The sequence below is a fragment of the Leptotrichia massiliensis genome, from assembly GCF_900104625.1.
GTDB classification, from domain to species: Bacteria; Fusobacteriota; Fusobacteriia; order Fusobacteriales; family Leptotrichiaceae; genus Leptotrichia; species Leptotrichia massiliensis.
Genome location: NZ_FNVZ01000004.1, coordinates 235020 through 253261, shown reverse-complemented (window position 1 = coordinate 253261; position 18242 = coordinate 235020). Strand labels below are relative to the sequence as shown.

General features: G+C 30.1%; 18 protein-coding genes. 11 read left to right on the top strand and 7 right to left on the bottom strand.

All coding sequences use genetic code 11. From position 1 onward, the window contains the following. The first annotated feature begins 43 nt into the window (after positions 1–43). Both BQ5344_RS02485 and BQ5344_RS02480 read left to right on the top strand, forming a co-directional pair. Positions 44–3730 (top strand): LPS-assembly protein LptD, encoded by a 3687-nt coding sequence (locus tag BQ5344_RS02485; RefSeq protein WP_071124023.1) that lies wholly within the window; start codon positions 44–46, stop codon positions 3728–3730. A gap of 106 nt (positions 3731–3836) precedes the next feature. Further along, the gene (locus BQ5344_RS02480) at positions 3837–4595 is read left to right on the top strand and encodes a copper homeostasis protein CutC (protein ID WP_071124022.1); all 759 of its coding nucleotides are present in this window, start codon (positions 3837–3839) and stop codon (positions 4593–4595) included. Between the two features lie 49 nt (positions 4596–4644). Here BQ5344_RS02480 and BQ5344_RS02475 read toward each other — a convergent pair whose 3' ends face one another. From BQ5344_RS02475 to BQ5344_RS02445, 7 genes are all read right to left on the bottom strand, one after another. Beyond that, a complete protein-coding gene (locus tag BQ5344_RS02475) occupies positions 4645–5175 on the bottom strand; it encodes an OmpA family protein (protein WP_071124021.1) in 531 nt (176 codons plus the stop codon). 249 nt (positions 5176–5424) lie between these two features. Next, positions 5425–6273 carry a cysteine ABC transporter substrate-binding protein gene (locus BQ5344_RS02470; protein WP_071124020.1) on the bottom strand — a complete coding sequence of 283 codons (849 nt, stop codon included), beginning with the start codon at positions 6271–6273 and terminating at the stop codon, positions 5425–5427. A gap of 37 nt (positions 6274–6310) precedes the next feature. Continuing rightward, complete coding sequence (locus BQ5344_RS02465; protein ID WP_071124019.1) at positions 6311–7258, bottom strand: ATP-grasp domain-containing protein; 948 nt, start codon at positions 7256–7258, stop codon at positions 6311–6313. Between the two features lie 32 nt (positions 7259–7290). Then, positions 7291–8556: a dicarboxylate/amino acid:cation symporter gene (locus tag BQ5344_RS02460; protein WP_071124018.1), complete on the bottom strand. Its 1266-nt coding sequence runs from the start codon at positions 8554–8556 to the stop codon at positions 7291–7293. Positions 8557–8614: 58 nt separating this feature from the next. Continuing rightward, positions 8615–9397 carry an amino acid ABC transporter ATP-binding protein gene (locus BQ5344_RS02455; protein ID WP_071124017.1) on the bottom strand — a complete coding sequence of 261 codons (783 nt, stop codon included), beginning with the start codon at positions 9395–9397 and terminating at the stop codon, positions 8615–8617. 27 nt (positions 9398–9424) lie between these two features. Continuing rightward, a complete protein-coding gene (locus BQ5344_RS02450; RefSeq protein ID WP_071124016.1) occupies positions 9425–10102 on the bottom strand; it encodes an amino acid ABC transporter permease in 678 nt (225 codons plus the stop codon). Next, positions 10083–10742 carry an amino acid ABC transporter permease gene (locus tag BQ5344_RS02445; protein ID WP_071124015.1) on the bottom strand — a complete coding sequence of 220 codons (660 nt, stop codon included), beginning with the start codon at positions 10740–10742 and terminating at the stop codon, positions 10083–10085. Before BQ5344_RS02445 ends, BQ5344_RS02450 begins: the two co-directional genes overlap by 20 nt. Positions 10743–11261: 519 nt before the next feature. On the opposite strand from BQ5344_RS02445, the gene BQ5344_RS02440 reads away from it, so the two are divergent. From BQ5344_RS02440 to BQ5344_RS12270, 9 genes are all read left to right on the top strand, one after another. Continuing rightward, complete coding sequence (locus BQ5344_RS02440; protein ID WP_071124014.1) at positions 11262–11846, top strand: ECF transporter S component; 585 nt, start codon at positions 11262–11264, stop codon at positions 11844–11846. 65 nt (positions 11847–11911) lie between these two features. Next, positions 11912–12664, top strand: coding sequence for an energy-coupling factor transporter transmembrane component T (locus BQ5344_RS02435; protein WP_071124013.1), 753 nt, complete (start codon positions 11912–11914; stop codon positions 12662–12664). Continuing rightward, positions 12646–13485 carry an energy-coupling factor ABC transporter ATP-binding protein gene (locus BQ5344_RS02430; RefSeq protein ID WP_071124012.1) on the top strand — a complete coding sequence of 280 codons (840 nt, stop codon included), beginning with the start codon at positions 12646–12648 and terminating at the stop codon, positions 13483–13485. Before BQ5344_RS02435 ends, BQ5344_RS02430 begins: the two co-directional genes overlap by 19 nt. 61 nt (positions 13486–13546) lie before the next feature. After that, positions 13547–14110: a macro domain-containing protein gene (locus tag BQ5344_RS02425; RefSeq protein WP_021769467.1), complete on the top strand. Its 564-nt coding sequence runs from the start codon at positions 13547–13549 to the stop codon at positions 14108–14110. Further along, positions 14107–14919: a hypothetical protein gene (locus tag BQ5344_RS02420; RefSeq protein WP_021769466.1), complete on the top strand. Its 813-nt coding sequence runs from the start codon at positions 14107–14109 to the stop codon at positions 14917–14919. The genes BQ5344_RS02425 and BQ5344_RS02420 overlap by 4 nt, the downstream gene beginning before the upstream one ends. 39 nt (positions 14920–14958) lie before the next feature. Beyond that, the gene (locus BQ5344_RS02415) at positions 14959–15486 is read left to right on the top strand and encodes a hypothetical protein (protein ID WP_071124011.1); all 528 of its coding nucleotides are present in this window, start codon (positions 14959–14961) and stop codon (positions 15484–15486) included. 40 nt (positions 15487–15526) lie between these two features. After that, complete coding sequence (locus BQ5344_RS02410; RefSeq protein WP_071124010.1) at positions 15527–16330, top strand: energy-coupling factor ABC transporter ATP-binding protein; 804 nt, start codon at positions 15527–15529, stop codon at positions 16328–16330. Between the two features lie 229 nt (positions 16331–16559). After that, positions 16560–17978: an NADP-dependent glyceraldehyde-3-phosphate dehydrogenase gene (locus BQ5344_RS02405; protein ID WP_071124009.1), complete on the top strand. Its 1419-nt coding sequence runs from the start codon at positions 16560–16562 to the stop codon at positions 17976–17978. Positions 17979–18072: 94 nt separating this feature from the next. After that, positions 18073–18231 carry a hypothetical protein gene (locus BQ5344_RS12270; protein WP_021769462.1) on the top strand — a complete coding sequence of 53 codons (159 nt, stop codon included), beginning with the start codon at positions 18073–18075 and terminating at the stop codon, positions 18229–18231. Positions 18232–18242: the final 11 nt, after the last annotated feature.

The following is an 18242-nucleotide window of genomic DNA, read 5'->3' as shown; positions in this document are numbered from 1 at the left end:
TGGTATAATTTAGCAAAAATCTAATGTATAAAAGGTTGAAAAAATGAAAAGAATGAGATATAAAATATTGTTTATTTTACTGTTTTATATTATACTTTTTGGCAAGTTAAATGCTGCTGGAGAAGTTATAGAGCTGGAAACAGAAAAATCTACAATTAATCTGGAAACAGAAGAAATAAATACCGAAGGTAATGTTACTGTAAAATATGGAGATTTTACAATAAATGCAGATAAATTAAAAAAGATTGCCAATAAAAACATTCTTTCAGGATCTGGAAATGTTGAATTTATTCAAGGTTCTCAAATTATAAAAGCTGATAACCTTATTTTTGATATGGATACAAAATTAGCAAAAATATTTAATTCAGAAAGTTATGATTCAAATGTGAAATTGCGTTATGGTGGAGAAGAAACGCTAGCTCAAGGAAATAAGCTGATTTTTATAAAAAATGGTTGGTTTACAACGAGCCCTTATGAAAATCCAAGCTACAAAATAAATGCAGATGAGCTGGAAATTTACCCAAATAGAAAAGCCATTGCAAGAAACATAGGTTTTTTTGCAGGAGGAAAAACTTGGTTTAAATTACCATATTATGTAACTTCACTAAAACCTGCTTCGCAACGGGCAACATTATTTCCGTATGTTGGGATGGATAGCGACAGAGGGCTTTTTGGAATTATGGGGTTTGATTATGATTTAGGACTTCTTGCACAGGGATTTGTAGATTTTGAGTTAAGTACAAAGCAAAAGTTAGCTTTAAAATTTTCAAATGATTATGCTTTCTGGGGGAATAATTCAGGAAATATATTTGTAAATAGAGTTGTTGTTCCTATCGGAAATCATAAAAAAGAATGGGATTTTAAATGGAATCACAAGGTTAAAAATACTCCTAAAAAAGCTAAGGAAGATAGACAATTTTATGACGCAGGTTATGGAATCTGGAATTTGAATTATCAAAATATTACAACAAATTTAATGTATGCTATTAATGGAAATGAGTTAAAAGATGATTATACAGATTTTGTTGATAAGTATAGTCATATTGGATTTTGGGATTTCAATATTAATCAGGAACTTGGACAAAATGGTGAGTTTAATGCGAAATATTACTGGACACAGAATAAACATGCTCTTAAAGCATTGACAGAGATAAATGACAAAATTGTAGAAGCAGATAATTTAGATCCACGTAAAACTGACGTTGATTTATATAAAAGCATAAAGTATACGAATGGAAATTCAAATGTTTCAATAACAATTGACAATGAGGATTTTCGTGACATTAATCCAGGATATATAGGAGATTTGAATTCCTATAGAAAAAAGAGAAGCTATGGAATTGATTTTAGAGGACCTAAATTAAAATTGGATTATTTAGACTCTGACAAGGATGAATATGGAGAGCTTCTTGGTATGCGTGATAGAGGTGAAGACAGTACAGTTCATTGGGTTCAGAATGTTGCGTATGACAAAAGAAAAGAATGGGGATTAACTTTTGGAAATTATTATCCATTTAGAGAGAGTGATTTTTTTGGATACCAGCCTAAAACAGGTTATCAAAATTTGACAAATACTCTTTATTTTGGTGCACAAGTAAAACAAGTTGATATAAGAAAAAAAGAATATGAGTATGATTATACACGTGATAATGAAAATTATAATTCGTTATTTTTAAATTCTGCAACAACTGACGAAAGTCGGATTTATAAAATATATCAGGATAATGAAATAATTCGCCGTCCTAAAAAAATTCTTTATGAAAAATATAGATCGCAAAGATTCAATACAGGTAATGATAGAATTGATATTCCACTAAAAAATTCATTTATTGGTTATAATTTGGCATTTGAGAATCGTGATTACAGCAGTTTACCAGTGCCTGAATTTAGAAATGGACGAAAAGTGGAAGATTTAGATTCACAAACTGGTTATAAAGTTGCAAGAGATGCAAGTGGAAAAAGTATAAAACAAAGTCCATCAATGAGAATTTTTACTCTTGATACAAGATTATTTACAACACTTTTTGATAATACATCGAAAAAAAATAATAAATATGATGTGAAAGTTACAAACGATGCAACAGTTACCTTCCAAAAAACTACAGCTGGAGGAGCAATGTATGATGGTTTTGACATTGTAGAAATTCCGACAAATGCATTGGGACTTAGAGATGATTTTAAATATCAAATTGGAAATGTAACATTTAATTATAACTTGACAATGAGGGATGACAGACATTTTAAAGATAATTGGCTAAAAAATAGATATATTAGAAATTATTTTAAGGCTGATATTGCAAATAAAAGGTTTGTAAGTCTTGATTTTTCAAATAATGAGCAGTATGAGTTTGAGAATTTTAAATCTGAAAGAGATTTTAACAGAGAAGTTCAATATGGTTATCTATCTGATGCTGGAGATAATTTTTTATACAGATTTAATGAAAAAAATAAACAACTATTTCCCTACAACACAAGTCTTGGTTGGAATCAAAAAGTTTATAAGGAATCTTTAAAGGAAAGAACTTTTGGAGTAAACTTTAATGAATGGGGATTTGAATACACTAATTCAGTAAATAAAGCAAACGATATTTATGGAAATACAGCAACTTTTGGTTTACCAGCATTAAAATTAAAAACGAATTATCATAGATTAGGATTTGTTTATGATACTTCAAAAATGAAAAATAAGAAATTTGAATCAGACCATTATTTTAAAATAAACTTTGGATTTGGTAAAAAGGTATATAGAGATTTAAATAATACTCCGATTATTACTTCGGATGATAGATATATTCGTGGGAATGATTACACAACAATAGGGTTTCTATATAAATATGAAAATAATGCCAAACCTAGATATGCAGCTGATTTAGATAAAAAAGAAAAAGAAAAAAATAGAGAAGCTGATATTGATACAACTGAGAATCAAATAAAAAATACAAGTATGGTAAGGAATTCAAATACTCAAGAATTTTCTATTAGTAATGCCAATAAAAATTCAATTGATAAAATTTTGGTAGATAGTAACGATAGATTATTTTTGAGCAGTGAGGAAGAAGAAGCATACAAGAGTTATGTAGAAGAAGAAAATTATCGTCAAAATAAATTTAGTCTAAATGATTTTAATTCAAAACTTCAAAATTTAAGAAGCCGGAAAAAATATTTCCAAATTGGGATGGATATGCAAATAGATGGTTCTGATGCAGCTAATCCAAGTGGAATGAAAGGATTTGACAAAATCAATGATTTAACATTTAAGGTTGAAGCAGGATATTTGGAAAAGATGTTTGTTAGATATGCTTTCATAATGGAACGACCTGATCGAATTTATAGAAATAATGCAACTCGTAATAGTACATTTGATTTTAGAAAACATGAATTTGAAGGAAAATACATGTTTTCAAATGATCCTGATAAGCCTTGGTGGGTTGGAGGAAAAATTCAATATGTACAAAATGGAGCACCAAAATCTTCTGATCCAGAGATTTATGAAAGTTCATGGTATGCAACAAAAGTTAATAAATTAACTTTAGGAATGGTAACTTTAAGTCATAGATTTGAAAATATTGAATGGGAAATTGGAGCAGGAATGAAATGGGATAAACCAAGCAATAAAAAGTTAGGATACTATCCAGTAGTTTCATTAAAATTTGGAGTAACACCATTCCCAGAAAAAAATGCACAGTTTAAATATTCTGGAAAAGGATTTGAATTTGGAGCCGGATTATAAAATATACAATACTGAAATAAGCATTAGAAATATTAGGAAACCGATATTTTCTAATGTTTTTTCGTATTTAAATATTCTAAAATCAAATTATTATAGGAGATAAAAAATGAAAAAATATACTCTTGAAATATGTGTAGATAGTGTGAAATCAGCAATAAATGCTGAACGAGGTAAAGCTACAAGGTTAGAATTATGCAGTAATTTAATAATTGGAGGAACTACACCTACAAAAAGTTTATTTGAAGAAGTAAAAAAGAATGTGAATATTCCAATAAACGTATTAATACGTCCTCGGTTTGGAGATTTTTTGTATTCAGATTATGAAGTGAATATTATAAAAAATGAAATAAAAATGTTTAAAAAACTGGGAGTTGATGGAATAGTTGTAGGAATTTTGACTAAAAATGGAGAAATTGATTTGGATAATATGAAAAAATTTATAGAGGTAGCTCAAGATATTCCAATTACATTCCATAGAGCTTTTGATGTGTGTAGAGAACCATTAAAGGCATTTTATCAGTTACAAGAATTGGGAGTTCAGAATATATTAACATCTGGACAATCACAAGATTGCCTAAGAGGAAAAAAGTTATTGAAAGAATTAGTAAAAATTTCAACTAAAAATAGTAAAAATAAAACTGAAATACTTGTTGGAGCCGGATTAAATATTGAAAATATTGACGAAATAGTAAATTTTACAGGTGCGACTAATTTCCATTTTTCTGGAAAAAGAATAAAGCAAAGCAGTATGGAGTATAGAAAAGAAAATGTAAATATGGGATTAAAGGAATTTAGTGAATTTGAAATTTTAGAAACAGACGAAAATCTTGTAAAAGAAGTAGCTGATTATTTAAGTAAATTATAGTAAACAAAAAAAGCCAGATCTATTAAATTTGGCTTTTTTGCTTATCTTATTAATGAACAAATTGAACTTCAATACGTCTATTGGCTGCTCTTCCTTCTTCTGTATCATTTGAAGCAATCGGATTGTTGTCACCATTTCCTTTTGTTTCAATAATCTTTTCAGGAGATAGTCCTAATTCGATTAATTTTTCTTCAAGACTTTCAGCTCTTCGTAGGGATAATTCTTTATTATATTCTTTAGTACCTTTAGAATCAGTGTATCCAGTAATTGAAATTTTTTCATTCTTAGCTTCTATATAGTTTTTTAATTTTTCTAATATTGGAGTATATTCTTCTTTAATTGTAGCACTGTTAAAATCAAATTTTAATTGATTTGTGTCTAGCACTATAACGTTATTATTATTAGCATCCTTTTCTTCTTTTGCTATCTCTAATTGTTCTATTTCTGTTCCATCAACTTCAACAGCAGTAGTTCTCATCGCATTATCACGTAAATTTGATGTTGTAAGTTTTTTAGCTGTAGTCGGAGCAGAAACTAATAATACAGATAGCATTGCTGTAATTTTTGATTTTTTCTCCATATTTTAACCTCTTTTCCTTTTTTATTTATATTTTTTATTATATTTAAATTATACTTTCCTTTATTGCATTTAATTGTAACATATTTTTTTTAATTTTCATAGTGTTTTTTTAAAATTTTATAAATAATTTTTGAAAATATAGAAGTTTTTTATCATGGTAGATAATTTATTAAAAATTCAATCAAAATAATAAAATACTCTAAAGTAATATTTAGAGCATTTTAAATAAGAAAATTTATATAATTTAGACTATTTATTTTCGATAATTACTGTTTTTGGATCAACTTTATTTCCGTAAACAGGCTCAAGAGTTGCTTTATACGCTTTTTCAAAGAACCCTTCCTTAGTAAGAGTATCTATTTCGGTATTTAGCCAGTCTAATAATTCCTTGTTCCCTTTTCTTACAGCTGGAGCAATGTAGTCCTGTTCCCCTAACTGTTTAATATCCACAACAAATCCTGGATTTTCTGTTGCCCATGCAAATACTAGAGTATTATCGTGTGCAAGCGCAGCTCCCCTTTTATCTAATAATGCGTTAAATGTCTCTGTGTTTTGGTCATATTTCAATAATTCTATATCTGGATGATTTTTTGTAAAGTAAATTTCTGCTGTTGTTCCTTTGTTAACTATTAATTTTTTACCTTTCAGCTCTTTCACATCTTTTATTGGAGCACCTTCTGGCGAAACAATCCCTAATGATACCTTCATATAAGGTTTTGCAAAATCAACTTTTTGTTTTCTTTCGTCTGTTACTGTAAAGTTTGCTAGAATAATGTCAACTTTATTTGATAATAAATATTCCACTCTATTTGCAGCTTCCAATGTGATAAATTCTATTTTATTTTCGTCACCTAATAAATCTTTTGCAAGTCTTTTTGCCAAATAAATATCATAACCTTGATTTTTCCCATTTTCATCAACAAATCCAAATGGCGGCTTATCTCCAAATACTCCTATTCTTATTTTTCCTGCTTTTTTTATTGCCTCAATTGATCCTGGTTCAGCACTTCCCTTTCCACCTTTTCCACAGCTTATTGCAAATACCCCTAAAACTAAGATTGCAATAATTTTTACAAACCTTTCAAAATTCTTTTTCATAATTACCTCCAAGTTTATTTAATATTTTTGTTGTTTCTTATCCTAATTTTTCCAATTCATCTTTTAAATATTTTGCTAGTTCCAACATAGCATATTTCCCAGCTATTTTTTCAGCATCGGCATTGTAGTTGGTATTTGTATTTATGTCATAAACAAAAACTTCGTTGTTTTCATTTATGATAAACTCTATTGCCGCCACATCTATGTGGTTTTCTTTCAAAAATTTCTCATATTTTTCAATTTGATTTTCTGGCAATCTTTCGATAATTCTAAATTTTGTTTTTTCTGCTGCTTCTTCTCCTACAGGGCAGAATTTATCATTTATCTGGCACGAATCTGCTGGACATAGTTCAAATCCATCGCTTGAATCAACTTTTACGGCATAAAGATATTTTCCACCTATAAATTCAGCTCTTATGATATGTCCATCTACAGGCTTCACATATTCCTGAATCAAGCTTATTCCATCGACAGAATCTTCAAAATCATTTCCATTTACATAATTGTCAAGTTCTTCATAACTTCTTATAAGCCTTACTCCAAGTCCTTTTCCAGCTCTGTTGTGCTTTATGATAAAAGGATATGTGTCAAGTTCTTTTGCAGCATTTAAGATTTGCCCTTTTCCCACAACTCCTAATGTTTTTGGAGTATTTATCCCTGCCTTTTGCAGTAAGATGTATTGTTTCAGCTTGCTCACTTCAAGATTTATTGCAGATGTCCCATTAATTACACGGACTGCTTCTGTTCCTTTGTTTTCGAGCCATGTTAAGACTTGCTCCGTTAATTCTGGTGCATATCTGTGCCCTCTTGTGTGTGAAGAAGCGCTCATTCTATTATAATACACGCCTTTTTCAGGCTCTTTTCCTATATTTAATATTCCTTCTGACAAATTCAGTTCTTCATAAAGAACTGACAATTCATCCAGCCTTGCAGTTAGATGTCTTGTCCAATCCATATTTTCATGAATTATATATACTTTTGACATATTTTCATCCTTTCTATTTTTATTTTTAAAGTTTATTCAGCTACAGCTGCATTTTCTCGAAGTCCAGCATACACTTCCTCTGTTTCCGCAACTTCATATTCTCCAGTTTTTTCAATAATCGCAGGAACAAGCGTGTTTCCAACTACATTTACCGCTGTACGTCCAGCATTTGCCAAAAAGTCAACTGATACAATCAAGGCAATGCCTTCTGCAGGTAAATTAAGTTGTGTTGCAGTCGCAAGCAGTACAACCAATGCTCCAGATGGAACTGCTGCAATTCCTTTTGTAATTATTGTCAAAAACAATATTAACGGTATTAATTGACCCCATGTAAGCGGAGTTGAGTACAAGTTTGTTATAAATGTTACTGATAAACTTATATAAATGCAGGCTCCAATGAGATTAAATGAATATCCAAGCGGTGTAGCAAAAGCTGAAACTGATTCAGATATTCCATTTTCTTCACTACGTTCAAGAAGCGTAGGTAAAACTACCGCAGAACCTCCTGTTGTAAAGGCTATTAGCACCAAATCCTTAATATTTGATAATAATTTTAAATAAGGAACTTTGAATATGTATGCAATAATCGGAAATACGATTAATAAAGCCGCCAAATATCCAACATAAAGAAGCAGTACAAACTGTCCTAGCAAGTATAAATCTCCAAGTCCAGTTTTTGCGACATTGCTTGCAATCAGCCCAAACACTCCCACAGGTGCAAATGCAATGGCATAATCTACAATCTTATACATAGCCTTTATCCACGATTCAAAGAATGTTATAACAGGCTTATTGTCATCTCCAACAGCAATTAAGGCAATTCCCAAAAATACTGCAAAAAATATAACTGGTAAAAGATTTCCATCTGCAAATGCTGTAAATACATTTTTAGGTACAATTGATGTTAAGAAATCGCTCAAATTAATGTTAGAAGCAACATCTTTAATAGCTTCTGTGGAAATGCTTCCAGCTTTTATATTTGAACCAATTCCTGTTACTTTCCCTAAAATAAGGCTAAGCGTGATTACTAACGTTGTAATTGAGAAAAAGTGTAAAAATGTCTTAAATGCAAGATTTCCAAACTTTTTAGTATTTTTCATTGTAACTATTGATAAAACAACCAGCGGGAATAGAAGCGGCACAATAACCATCTGAACTAAACTTGTAAACAGCACTCCCAGTATTTTTAACTCTTTAGCAAACGACGGAAATAACTGCCCAACCAAAATACCTAATAACGCACCAATCAATATCTGTGCCAATAAATTCAATTTTCTAAATCCTAATAATTTTTTCATACTTTCATTCTCCCTTCAACAATTAGCATTCACTAAATTGTTTTATTAAATTTTTTATTTATATCAACAAAGCTGATTCCACCTTATCTTTCTTTTCAAAATTAAATATATTTAAGAATTTCTTAGCCCTTTCAGTTTTTGGATTTCTAAAAAATTCCAGCGGATAATTTGTTTCAACGATTTCTCCAGAATCCATAAATACTATCCTATCCGCAACTGCTTTAGCAAATTCCATTTCATGAGTAACGATTATCATTGTCATTCCTTCCTTTGCCAATTCCAGTATTACATCCAGCACTTCTCTTACCATTTCAGGATCAAGTGCCGCTGTAACTTCATCAAACAGCATTATTTCTGGATTCATACATAGTGATCTTATAATTGCTATTCTTTGTTTTTGTCCTCCTGACAGTTCTCTTGGATATGAGTTCTTTTTATCCAGAAGCCCTACTCTTTCCATCAATTTTTCTGCTTGTTCTGTAACTTCCTTTTTATCCCTTTTCTGTACTTTAAGCGGTCCTAGCAGAAGATTTTGCATAACTGTCATATGGTCAAATAATTCGTAACTTTGAAACACCATTCCTATTCTCTGGCGTATTAAATGCCATTTTGTCTTGTCTTTATTAATAACATTTCCTTGTAATTTTATTTCTCCAGACTGAATTTCTTCAAGTCCGTTTACACACCTTAAAAGTGTACTTTTTCCACATCCAGAAGGCCCCAGTATTACTACAACCTCACTTTTATTTACTGAAAGCGAAACTCCTTTTAGTGCGGGTACGCCTTTTTTATATTCTTTTTTTATATCAGAAAGTTCCAATAAAACTTCCGAATCTGCCATTTTGCTTACCTCCGTTTCCTTTATTTTTTAAACAGTCCATTTTTTCTCCATTTTTTTTGATAATAATGTAATTGGATAACAAATTATGAAATATAGAAAAAATATGAACAGATACACCCAAAATGGTGCCATCGGATTTTTCCTGCTTGAAAACTCTATAATTTGCCGTCCTATTTTTAGAACTTCTGCAACTTCTATAAAAATCGCAAGTGAAGTTGTCTTAATCATTCTTGTTATAAGGTTTACCGCTACAGGTGCAATTCTTCTTACTGCCTGCGGAAGCAGCACATATCTATAAACCTGAATTGTATCAAGCCCCAAAGCCTTTGCACTTTCTCCTTGAATTTTTGGAAGAGAAATAATTGCTCCTCTCACAATATCCATCATTTCAGCCGTTCCCCATATCACAAACACTATTATTGTTGTAGTTTCTGAATCAATATGCAAATCAAAGCCTTTTGCAACTCCAAAATAAATTATGAACAACCACACAAGCAAGGGAATGATTCTCATACTTTCCAGATAAAACTTCAATACTCCATAAATAATCTTATTTTTTGAAGTCATAACTATGCCCAGGCTTAATCCAAATAATATTGAAAATACTATGGAAACAAGGGCAATTTGTCCTGTTACAATAAGTCCACCCATAAGCCTTTGCAAATTGACTCCTTTAAAAATAACATCAATTCCCGACAGCTGCATATCTTATTCTCCTTTCAATTACTGTTAAAATAAACGAAACTGGTAAAATAATAATCAAATATGCCACAACAAGCATAAACAGACTTTCATTCGTTTTATAATAAAGCCCTATCAAGTCCCGTGTCAAGTACATCAGTTCCATTAAAGCCAAAATCCCTATTACTGAAGTTTCTTTCAAAAGAAATATTATATTTGCCGCTATCGCTGGAAACGAAACCGTAAATGCCTGTGGCAATATCACATTAGTTATAAGCTGTGATTCTGTAAGTCCAATGCTTAACCCGGATTCCCGCTGCCCTTTCGTAACCGACTCCAATCCGCTCCGAAATGCCTCACACATGTAACTTCCGCCAAGGAAAGATAATCCAATCACAGCACAAATATGCGAATTAAACGTAATTCCAATTTTTGGAAGCCCAAAATACAGAAAGAACAGCTGTATTACAAGTGGCGTATTTCTCGAAAGCTCAATATAAATTCCCACAATCTGCCTAGCAGCTGGAACTCTATAATAAAGAACCAATGCACAAACTATTCCAATCAATATTGAAAATATAATCCCAAAAATTCCTATAAACAAAGTCAATTTCATTGCTTCTAAATATTTAGGAATATTTTCTATTATAAAATTAAAGTCCATTTTTGTCTTTCCTTTCTAAGAATGTTGTTGTATATTTTACTTTTTTATCTCTTATATTTGTATATGAAAATATTATACTACAAAAAATTTTATTTGTAAAGATTTATTTTTGTATATACACATATTATTAATTTAACAAAGTAAGAAACCTTTCCTAAGTCTAAAATATTTAAGTCGTTTAATTTTTTATTTGATTGCTACCATAATTTTCAAAATACGTTTCAAAGTTCATAAGGATATTTTTGAATAGAAAATTTTAAACAAGCTATTTTTTAGTGAAAAATTAAAATTCAAGAAGTCAGAGTATAGGGAGATAGCGTTTAATTTAACTGCTTAAAATGAACTTGAATATATAAAATAAGAAAAAATATCTTTTAATCTGAATAACTGAAATAAAAATTAATATAAACATTATTTAATAGAGATAGTAAAAAAAATAACAAAACTTTCCTCCAAAGGTTGAAATATTGAAAAATATGTTTTAAAATATAGTAAATAAAATTTTAAGGAGGCAGAAAAATGAAAAGTTTAAAAGAGGATTTTTCTTTAATGTCAAGTTTGCTGATACCAGTAGCGGTGGCTATTAATTTTACAGGTTCATTAATTGTAAGTTCTCTAAAATTACCATTATTTTTAGATGCTATTGGGACAGTATTTATAAGTCTTGTTGCAGGACCATGGGTAGGATCAGTGACTGCAATAATTACAAGTATTGCAACAGGTGGATTTAATCCAGTAAATTTAGCATTTTTACCAGTTGGGATACTTATTGCTATTGTTGTTGGAAATCTGACAAAGTTAAAGATAAAAAACATCGTTATAAAAATTGTGCTGTTAATATTGTCACTAACTATAACGACTGTTATTGCAAATACAGTAATTACAATTTTAGTTTACAAAGGAATTACACCAGATGGAACTGGGTTTGTTGCATCATCTTTAATAAAATTAGGATTTGGAGAAGTTTTTTCTGTAATAATGGCGACTTTTGTGTCAGAAATCATAGACAAATCATTGACAATAATTATTGCTGTTATAATTGTAAAAAGTATGTCAGATAGATACTTGATAAAATTCAAATATGGAGAAAATTATATAAAATAAAAAATTTTATTTTAAAATAGAGAATTTTATCTCTTTAAAAAATTAATGAGAAAAATGGAGAAAATATGAATAATTTTTTAAAAAATTTATATCCTTTGACAAAGTTTTATTTAGTGTTGACACTCATTATATCAGGATTTATCATTCCTTATAATATTTATGGATATTTACTTTTTATAATTTGTGGAATATTTGCCTTTTTATATGGGAAATTAGGGAGTTATGTTAAAAGAGCCTTCTTAAGCTTATTTTTATTAACTTTAGTAATATTTTTAGCTCAGAGTTTATTATTTGTTTCAGAAGAAATATTTGCAAAAATATGGATTTTTATAATTTACAAAAAAGGTTTATTTAAAGCAATTGCTGTCACATCAAAATTATGGGCTATTGTAACACCGATTACACTGCTAATTTTAATTACACCAGTAAAAGATTTTATAACTGCATTAGAAAAAAAAGGAATTAATCCTAAAATGGCATTCATTTTACTTTTAACTTTACAAATGATACCAGAAATGGGAAAACAGGCTGGTGTAATTTTGGATTCACAGCGTTCAAGAGGAGTGGAAACGGAAGGAAATATTTTTGTAAGAGCAAAGGCGTTATTACCAGTATTTGTTCCATTGGTATTATCATCCATTTTGAATACTGAAGAACGTGCCATTACACTTGAAGCACGTGGGTTTTCCATTGGAGAAAAGCGGACAATATTACATGATATAGAAGAAACAAAAAATGATAAAATTATGAAAATTATGCTGGCTATTTTTATAGTGCTGTGTATTGTGTGGAGGGTTTTATGGGTTATTTCAAAATAGAAAATGTGAACTACAAATATCCGCTTGAAGAAAAACAAGCCCTGAAAAATATTAATATCGAGATAAAAAAAGGCGAATTTTGGGCTGTAATCGGAAAAAATGGGAGCGGAAAAACGACATTTTGTAATATGTTAAGACGATTTGCGCCTGATTTTTATAAAGGGGAACTGACAGGGAAAATAATGCTGGAAGATAAAGAACTGAAAGATTATTCTCAAAAGGAACTTGTGCAGAAAATAGGGTTTGTATTTCAGAATCCATTTACACAGATTAGCGGGGTTAAAGATACTGTTTTTGAAGAAATTGCTTATGGACTTGAAAATTTAGGTTTAGACAAAGAAGAAATAATTTCTAGAGTTGAAAAAATATTGAAATTGCTTGAAATTGAAAAGCTGCGTGACAGAAATCCGTACGATTTATCTGGCGGACAAAAGCAAAGAGTGGCACTTGCCTCAATTATCGCAATGAATCCTGATATTCTAGTTATTGACGAGCCAACTTCACAGCTTGATCCAAAAGGGACGGAAGATATTTTCAAAATTATAAATTTAATGGCAAATGAAGGAAAAACAATAATTTTGGTTGAGCATAAACTTGAACTTATTGCAGAATATGCTCAAAATATACTTGTCCTTGATGAAGGGGAAATAATTTTGAGTGGAAAAGCGGAAGAAGTTTTAAATAATAAAATTTTGCTGGAAAAGGAAATTGGTATGACACAATATTCTATACTTGCCTATGAACTTGAAAAAGCGAGAAAAGTCGAGTTTGAAGAAATTCCTATAACCAAGGAAAAGACAGTGGAATTATTGAAAAAATAAAGTAATAAAAAATAAAAATTGTTAAGCAAATCTTGAAAATATTTATTAAAAAGGAAAAATTATGAAACCAAAAGATTTGAAAAATAGAATCGTACTTGTAAAAGGCGATATTACTGAATATCCTGCTGATGTGATTGTCAATGCCGCAAATTCTTCCTTGCTTGGAGGCAGCGGCGTTGATGGTGCAATTCATAGAAAAGGTGGAAAAGAAATAACAGAAGATTGTATGAAAATACGTGATTCTCAAGGGAAATGCAACGTTGGGGAAGCTGTTATTACAAGAGCAGGAAATATGCCATTTAAAAATGTAATTCATACAGTTGGGCCTGTCTGGCAGTCAGAAAAAAATAATGAAGCAAAATTGTTTGCAGAAAAATTGTTAAAAAATGCCTATATTTCAAGTTTAGAATTGGCTGAAAAAAATAAACTGAAAAATATTTCCTTTCCAAATATCTCGACAGGAGTGTACAGATTTCCAAAAGATTTAGCTGCAAAAACGGCTATTAATGCTGTGATAGAATATTTGGAGAAAAGCGATTTTATAGAAAAAGTAAATTTTGTATGTTTTGAAAATGAAAATTTTGAGATTTATAGAAAGTTATTGGAAGAGAAAGGGATTTTATGAAAGAAGGAAAACTGAAAAAAATTATAAAAATAGACTGGACTATATTTTATTCCAAACCAAGAATACAAATTTTAGGAATTTTGATATTTTTGGATATAATATTGCTTTTCTCAGTAACAAAAGAAATGGAAAAAGGCTTTAACGTATCTTCTGTTTCAACTTCAATAGTTTTATTTATACTATTTATCTTATTAAATGGATTGTTTATTTTTTATTATAAAAATAAATTTCCTAATATAGAATTTTATGATGATTATTTTATTTTCAAAAAAGAGAAAGTGTATTATGAAAATTTAAAATATTTTTTCTTTAAAGATAATAGATTATTTCAAATGAAGAAGTTTTCTAAAATTTTGTATAGACCTGATGGCGGTAATTGGAAAAAGATAGACGGAAGCGGATATGATTATGACTTATTTTCAGTATTTCAAAAATGTTTTTTAGAAAAAAATTTTTCAAAAGCAGTAAAAAATATTGAAAGTGGCGGAGTTGAGATTTTTCCATTTCAAAATCAAGGTTTTGTGAAAAACAAATTTTTATTTTCAAGCCAAGAAGGATTGCAGGAATTGACTCAGATTTTTGAAAGTTCACCTAAAATACAAGTATCGAATAAGTCTGTAACATTTGATAATGAGATTTATGATTGGGAAAATTATAATATTGAATTTGAAATCGGCACAATTACAGTAAGTGATTTGAAAAAGAATACGATTCTTGAAATTGAAACTAAAAATACAGTAATTTGTCAGGAAATTTTATTAAAAAACTTGATAGAAAATTTTGATAAAAAATATCCTAAATTTTATTAGAAAATAAGAAAATTTGGAAAGTGAGAAAGGGAAATTTTGATGAAAAGATGTTTGTCAGGCTTATTAGGAATTATTTTGTTATTTTTTGTGATGACAATTGTTTATTGTCTATACTGTCTTTTTAAAATATTTGTTAATAAATATATACCTTTTTTTGAAGCACTGATTTTTCTAGGGATATGTAGTGGCTGGACATACGGATTAAATAGATATGATAAAAAAAATTTTGAAAATGAAAAGGATAAGAATAGAAGCAGATTTGCACCAAAAGAAAAGACAGAGCCGTCAAATAAAGAATTGCTGTCAGCCCTTTTTCTCGCATATATTCCAGCAATTATAACAATTTATCTTGGAAATGTGACTGAACTGGCATATTTCATAAGTTCCACTGAGAAAACAAAATTTACAGCAGAGTTTTTTTATTCGGTAAATGAAGTTTTTAATCAACGATTTTTTTATAAAAATTTATTAATAGTATCAGTAACTTTTATAATATTTGGGGCTTTTTTTAGTTTTAGAACAGTCACAGAATACATGAAGAGGAAAAAAGAGGAGCTGGAACAATAAAATAATTGTTGTTGAATAAAATTTTTAAAGGAGATTAACTATGAGTTTTATTACTGTCAAAAATTTGAGTTTTAAATATCCGAGCGGAACTGAAAATGTGCTTAATGATGTTTCTCTTGAAGTTAAAAAAGGAGAGAAAGTTGCGATTATCGGGCAAAATGGTGCTGGGAAAACAACGATGGTAAAAATGCTGAATGGGTTGTTAAAGCCAGTAGGCGGAGATGTTGTTGTAGATGACTGGAATACAAAGAAATATACCGTTGCCAAAATGAGCCAGAAAGTCGGATATGTCTTTCAAAATCCAATGGATCAGATATTTCATAACAATGTTTACGATGAAATAGCCTTTGGAGCAAAAAAATTAAAATATTCTCCTGATGAAACAAAAACAATGGTGGAAAACGCCATAAAATTAACGGAACTTGAAAAATATCAAAAGGAAAATCCGTACAATTTACCGTATTCCTTGAGAAAATTTGTTACAATTGCAGCAGTAATTGCGATGGGTTCAGACGTTATTGTAATGGATGAGCCGACAGCAGGGCAGGATTTCAGAGGAATGAGAGTTTTACATAACCTGATTGATGAACTTCAAAAGCAAGGGAAGACAATTATTACAATAACTCATGATATGGAATTTGTAGTAAAAAATTTTGACAGGGTAATTGTAATGACAAATGGAAAAGTTATCGCTGATGGAGATAAACGTGATATTTTCTGGCAATTTGATACATTGGAGAAAAGCATGGTGAAACAGCCATATATTAGTGATCTGTCTAAGGAAATAGAAATGAATGGAAAGGTTTTGTCTGTGGAGGAATTTGTGGACAATTATAGAAAGTAAATTTTGGTGAATAAATTATTTTTTGAACTAAAATAGAGGATTTTTTCCACCTATTTATTAATATTTTCTTGTAATTAGCATATAGTATTTTATTTTAATAATCGGTTAGGTTTTTTTAATTTTTTTAAGAAAGTTTAAAATGTAAAATATATGAAAAAAACTATATTAATTATGAAAAATATATGCTAAAATATAAAATATAGAAAAACAAAATAAGGAGGTATATTTGATGAATTATAAAAATTTAGTAAATGGAGAGTGGAAAGATTCTAAAAATACAATAACTATTTATTCGCCTATCAATGGTGAAGAGCTTGGAACTGTGCCGGCTATGTCAAGAGAAGAAGTTGATTTTGCTATGGAATCTGCTAGAAAGGCTTTGCCTGCTTGGAGAGCATTGTCGGCTGTGGAAAGAGCAGCTTATTTGAATAAGGCTGCGGATATTCTTGAAAGAGATAAAGATAAAATTGGGGAAAATTTGGCAAAAGAAGTTGCAAAAGGAATTAAGGCTGCTATTTCAGAAGTAGTAAGAACAGCGGATTTGATTAGATATGCTGCAGAAGAAGGACTTAGAATCACAGGTGAATTTGTAAACGGCGGTGGATTTGAAGCTGGAAGCAAGAGAAAATATGGGGCAGTAAAAAGAGAGCCAGTTGGTGTTGTACTTGCAATCGCACCATTTAATTATCCAGTAAATTTATCAGCATCTAAAATTGCACCAGCATTAATAGGAGGAAATGTAGTAATTTTCAAGCCGCCTACACAAGGTTCGATTAGCGGATTGCTGTTAACTCAAGTATTTGCAGAAGCTGGAATTCCAGCAGGAGTATTTAACTCTGTAACTGGAAAAGGTTCTGAAATAGGAGATTATTTGATAGAACATAAAGAAGTGAACTTTATAAACTTTACAGGAAGTACGCCAATTGGGGAAAAAATTGGAAAACTTGCTGGAATGCGTCCAATTATGCTTGAATTAGGTGGAAAAGATGCTGGAATCGTATTGGAAGACGCTGATTTGGAAAAAGCTGCAAAAGATATAGTGGCAGGGGCATTCAGCTATTCTGGACAAAGATGTACTGCAATTAAAAGAGTGCTTGTAATGGATTCTGTTGCAGATAAATTGGCTAGCTTGATAAAAGCAGAAGTTGAAAAATTAACTGTGGGAGACCCTTTTGACAATGCTGATATTACAACAGTAATCGACACTCCATCAGCAGACTTTATCGAAGGATTAATAAAAGATGCACAGGAAAAAGGTGCAAAAGCATTGACAACAGTAAAAAGAGAAAAAAACTTAATATGGCCAGTAGTTTTTGACAATGTAACAACTGATATGAGAATTGCCTGGGAAGAGCCATTTGGACCAGTATTGCCAATTATCAGAATAAATTCTGTAGATGAAGCAATAGAAATTGCAAATAAATCAGAATACGGACTGCAATCAGCAGTATTTACAAAAAATTTCCCATTGGCATTTGAAATTGCTGAAAAACTAGAAGTAGGAACAGTACATATAAATAACAAGACTCAAAGAGGGCCTGACAGTTTCCCATTCTTAGGAATCAAAGGTTCGGGAGCAGGAATTCAAGGAATAAAATACAGCATAGAAAGCATGACAAGAGTTAAATCTATTGTATTTGACATGTAAATTTGTAAGAGATGTTTTCTTTAAGGAAACATCTTTTTTTTGGCTTTTTATTTTAAAATTTTAAATAACAGACTATTTTTCAGGAGGTTTTCCTATGAAAAAGTTAAAAATATTTATAATATTGGTTTTATCTACATTAACATCTGTAAGTTGTTCCTATTTTAAAATTCCCAAAAAAACAGGGAAAAAAACAGGAAATATATGTACTTATACAGCCAAAGGAGAGTTTATAGGTTGTGAACCTATGCGATAGTAAATTTTATT

What these genes read in the sequence shown, in the direction of transcription:
- BQ5344_RS02450 (WP_071124016.1), bottom strand. Translation starts at nt 10,102, where the DNA reads ATGCAGCTGTCGGGAATTGATGTTATTTTTAAAGGAGTCAATTTGCAA.
- BQ5344_RS02470 (WP_071124020.1), bottom strand. Translation starts at nt 6,273, where the DNA reads ATGAAAAAGAATTTTGAAAGGTTTGTAAAAATTATTGCAATCTTAGTT.
- BQ5344_RS02420 (WP_021769466.1), top strand. Translation starts at nt 14,107, where the DNA reads ATGAAAGAAGGAAAACTGAAAAAAATTATAAAAATAGACTGGACTATA.
- BQ5344_RS02465 (WP_071124019.1), bottom strand. Translation starts at nt 7,258, where the DNA reads ATGTCAAAAGTATATATAATTCATGAAAATATGGATTGGACAAGACAT.
- BQ5344_RS12270 (WP_021769462.1), top strand. Translation starts at nt 18,073, where the DNA reads ATGAAAAAGTTAAAAATATTTATAATATTGGTTTTATCTACATTAACA.
- BQ5344_RS02455 (WP_071124017.1), bottom strand. Translation starts at nt 9,397, where the DNA reads ATGGCAGATTCGGAAGTTTTATTGGAACTTTCTGATATAAAAAAAGAA.
- BQ5344_RS02430 (WP_071124012.1), top strand. Translation starts at nt 12,646, where the DNA reads ATGGGTTATTTCAAAATAGAAAATGTGAACTACAAATATCCGCTTGAA.
- BQ5344_RS02415 (WP_071124011.1), top strand. Translation starts at nt 14,959, where the DNA reads ATGAAAAGATGTTTGTCAGGCTTATTAGGAATTATTTTGTTATTTTTT.
- BQ5344_RS02435 (WP_071124013.1), top strand. Translation starts at nt 11,912, where the DNA reads ATGAATAATTTTTTAAAAAATTTATATCCTTTGACAAAGTTTTATTTA.
- BQ5344_RS02475 (WP_071124021.1), bottom strand. Translation starts at nt 5,175, where the DNA reads ATGGAGAAAAAATCAAAAATTACAGCAATGCTATCTGTATTATTAGTT.
- BQ5344_RS02445 (WP_071124015.1), bottom strand. Translation starts at nt 10,742, where the DNA reads ATGGACTTTAATTTTATAATAGAAAATATTCCTAAATATTTAGAAGCA.
- BQ5344_RS02485 (WP_071124023.1), top strand. Translation starts at nt 44, where the DNA reads ATGAAAAGAATGAGATATAAAATATTGTTTATTTTACTGTTTTATATT.
- BQ5344_RS02410 (WP_071124010.1), top strand. Translation starts at nt 15,527, where the DNA reads ATGAGTTTTATTACTGTCAAAAATTTGAGTTTTAAATATCCGAGCGGA.
- BQ5344_RS02460 (WP_071124018.1), bottom strand. Translation starts at nt 8,556, where the DNA reads ATGAAAAAATTATTAGGATTTAGAAAATTGAATTTATTGGCACAGATA.
- BQ5344_RS02440 (WP_071124014.1), top strand. Translation starts at nt 11,262, where the DNA reads ATGAAAAGTTTAAAAGAGGATTTTTCTTTAATGTCAAGTTTGCTGATA.
- BQ5344_RS02405 (WP_071124009.1), top strand. Translation starts at nt 16,560, where the DNA reads ATGAATTATAAAAATTTAGTAAATGGAGAGTGGAAAGATTCTAAAAAT.
- BQ5344_RS02425 (WP_021769467.1), top strand. Translation starts at nt 13,547, where the DNA reads ATGAAACCAAAAGATTTGAAAAATAGAATCGTACTTGTAAAAGGCGAT.
- BQ5344_RS02480 (WP_071124022.1), top strand. Translation starts at nt 3,837, where the DNA reads ATGAAAAAATATACTCTTGAAATATGTGTAGATAGTGTGAAATCAGCA.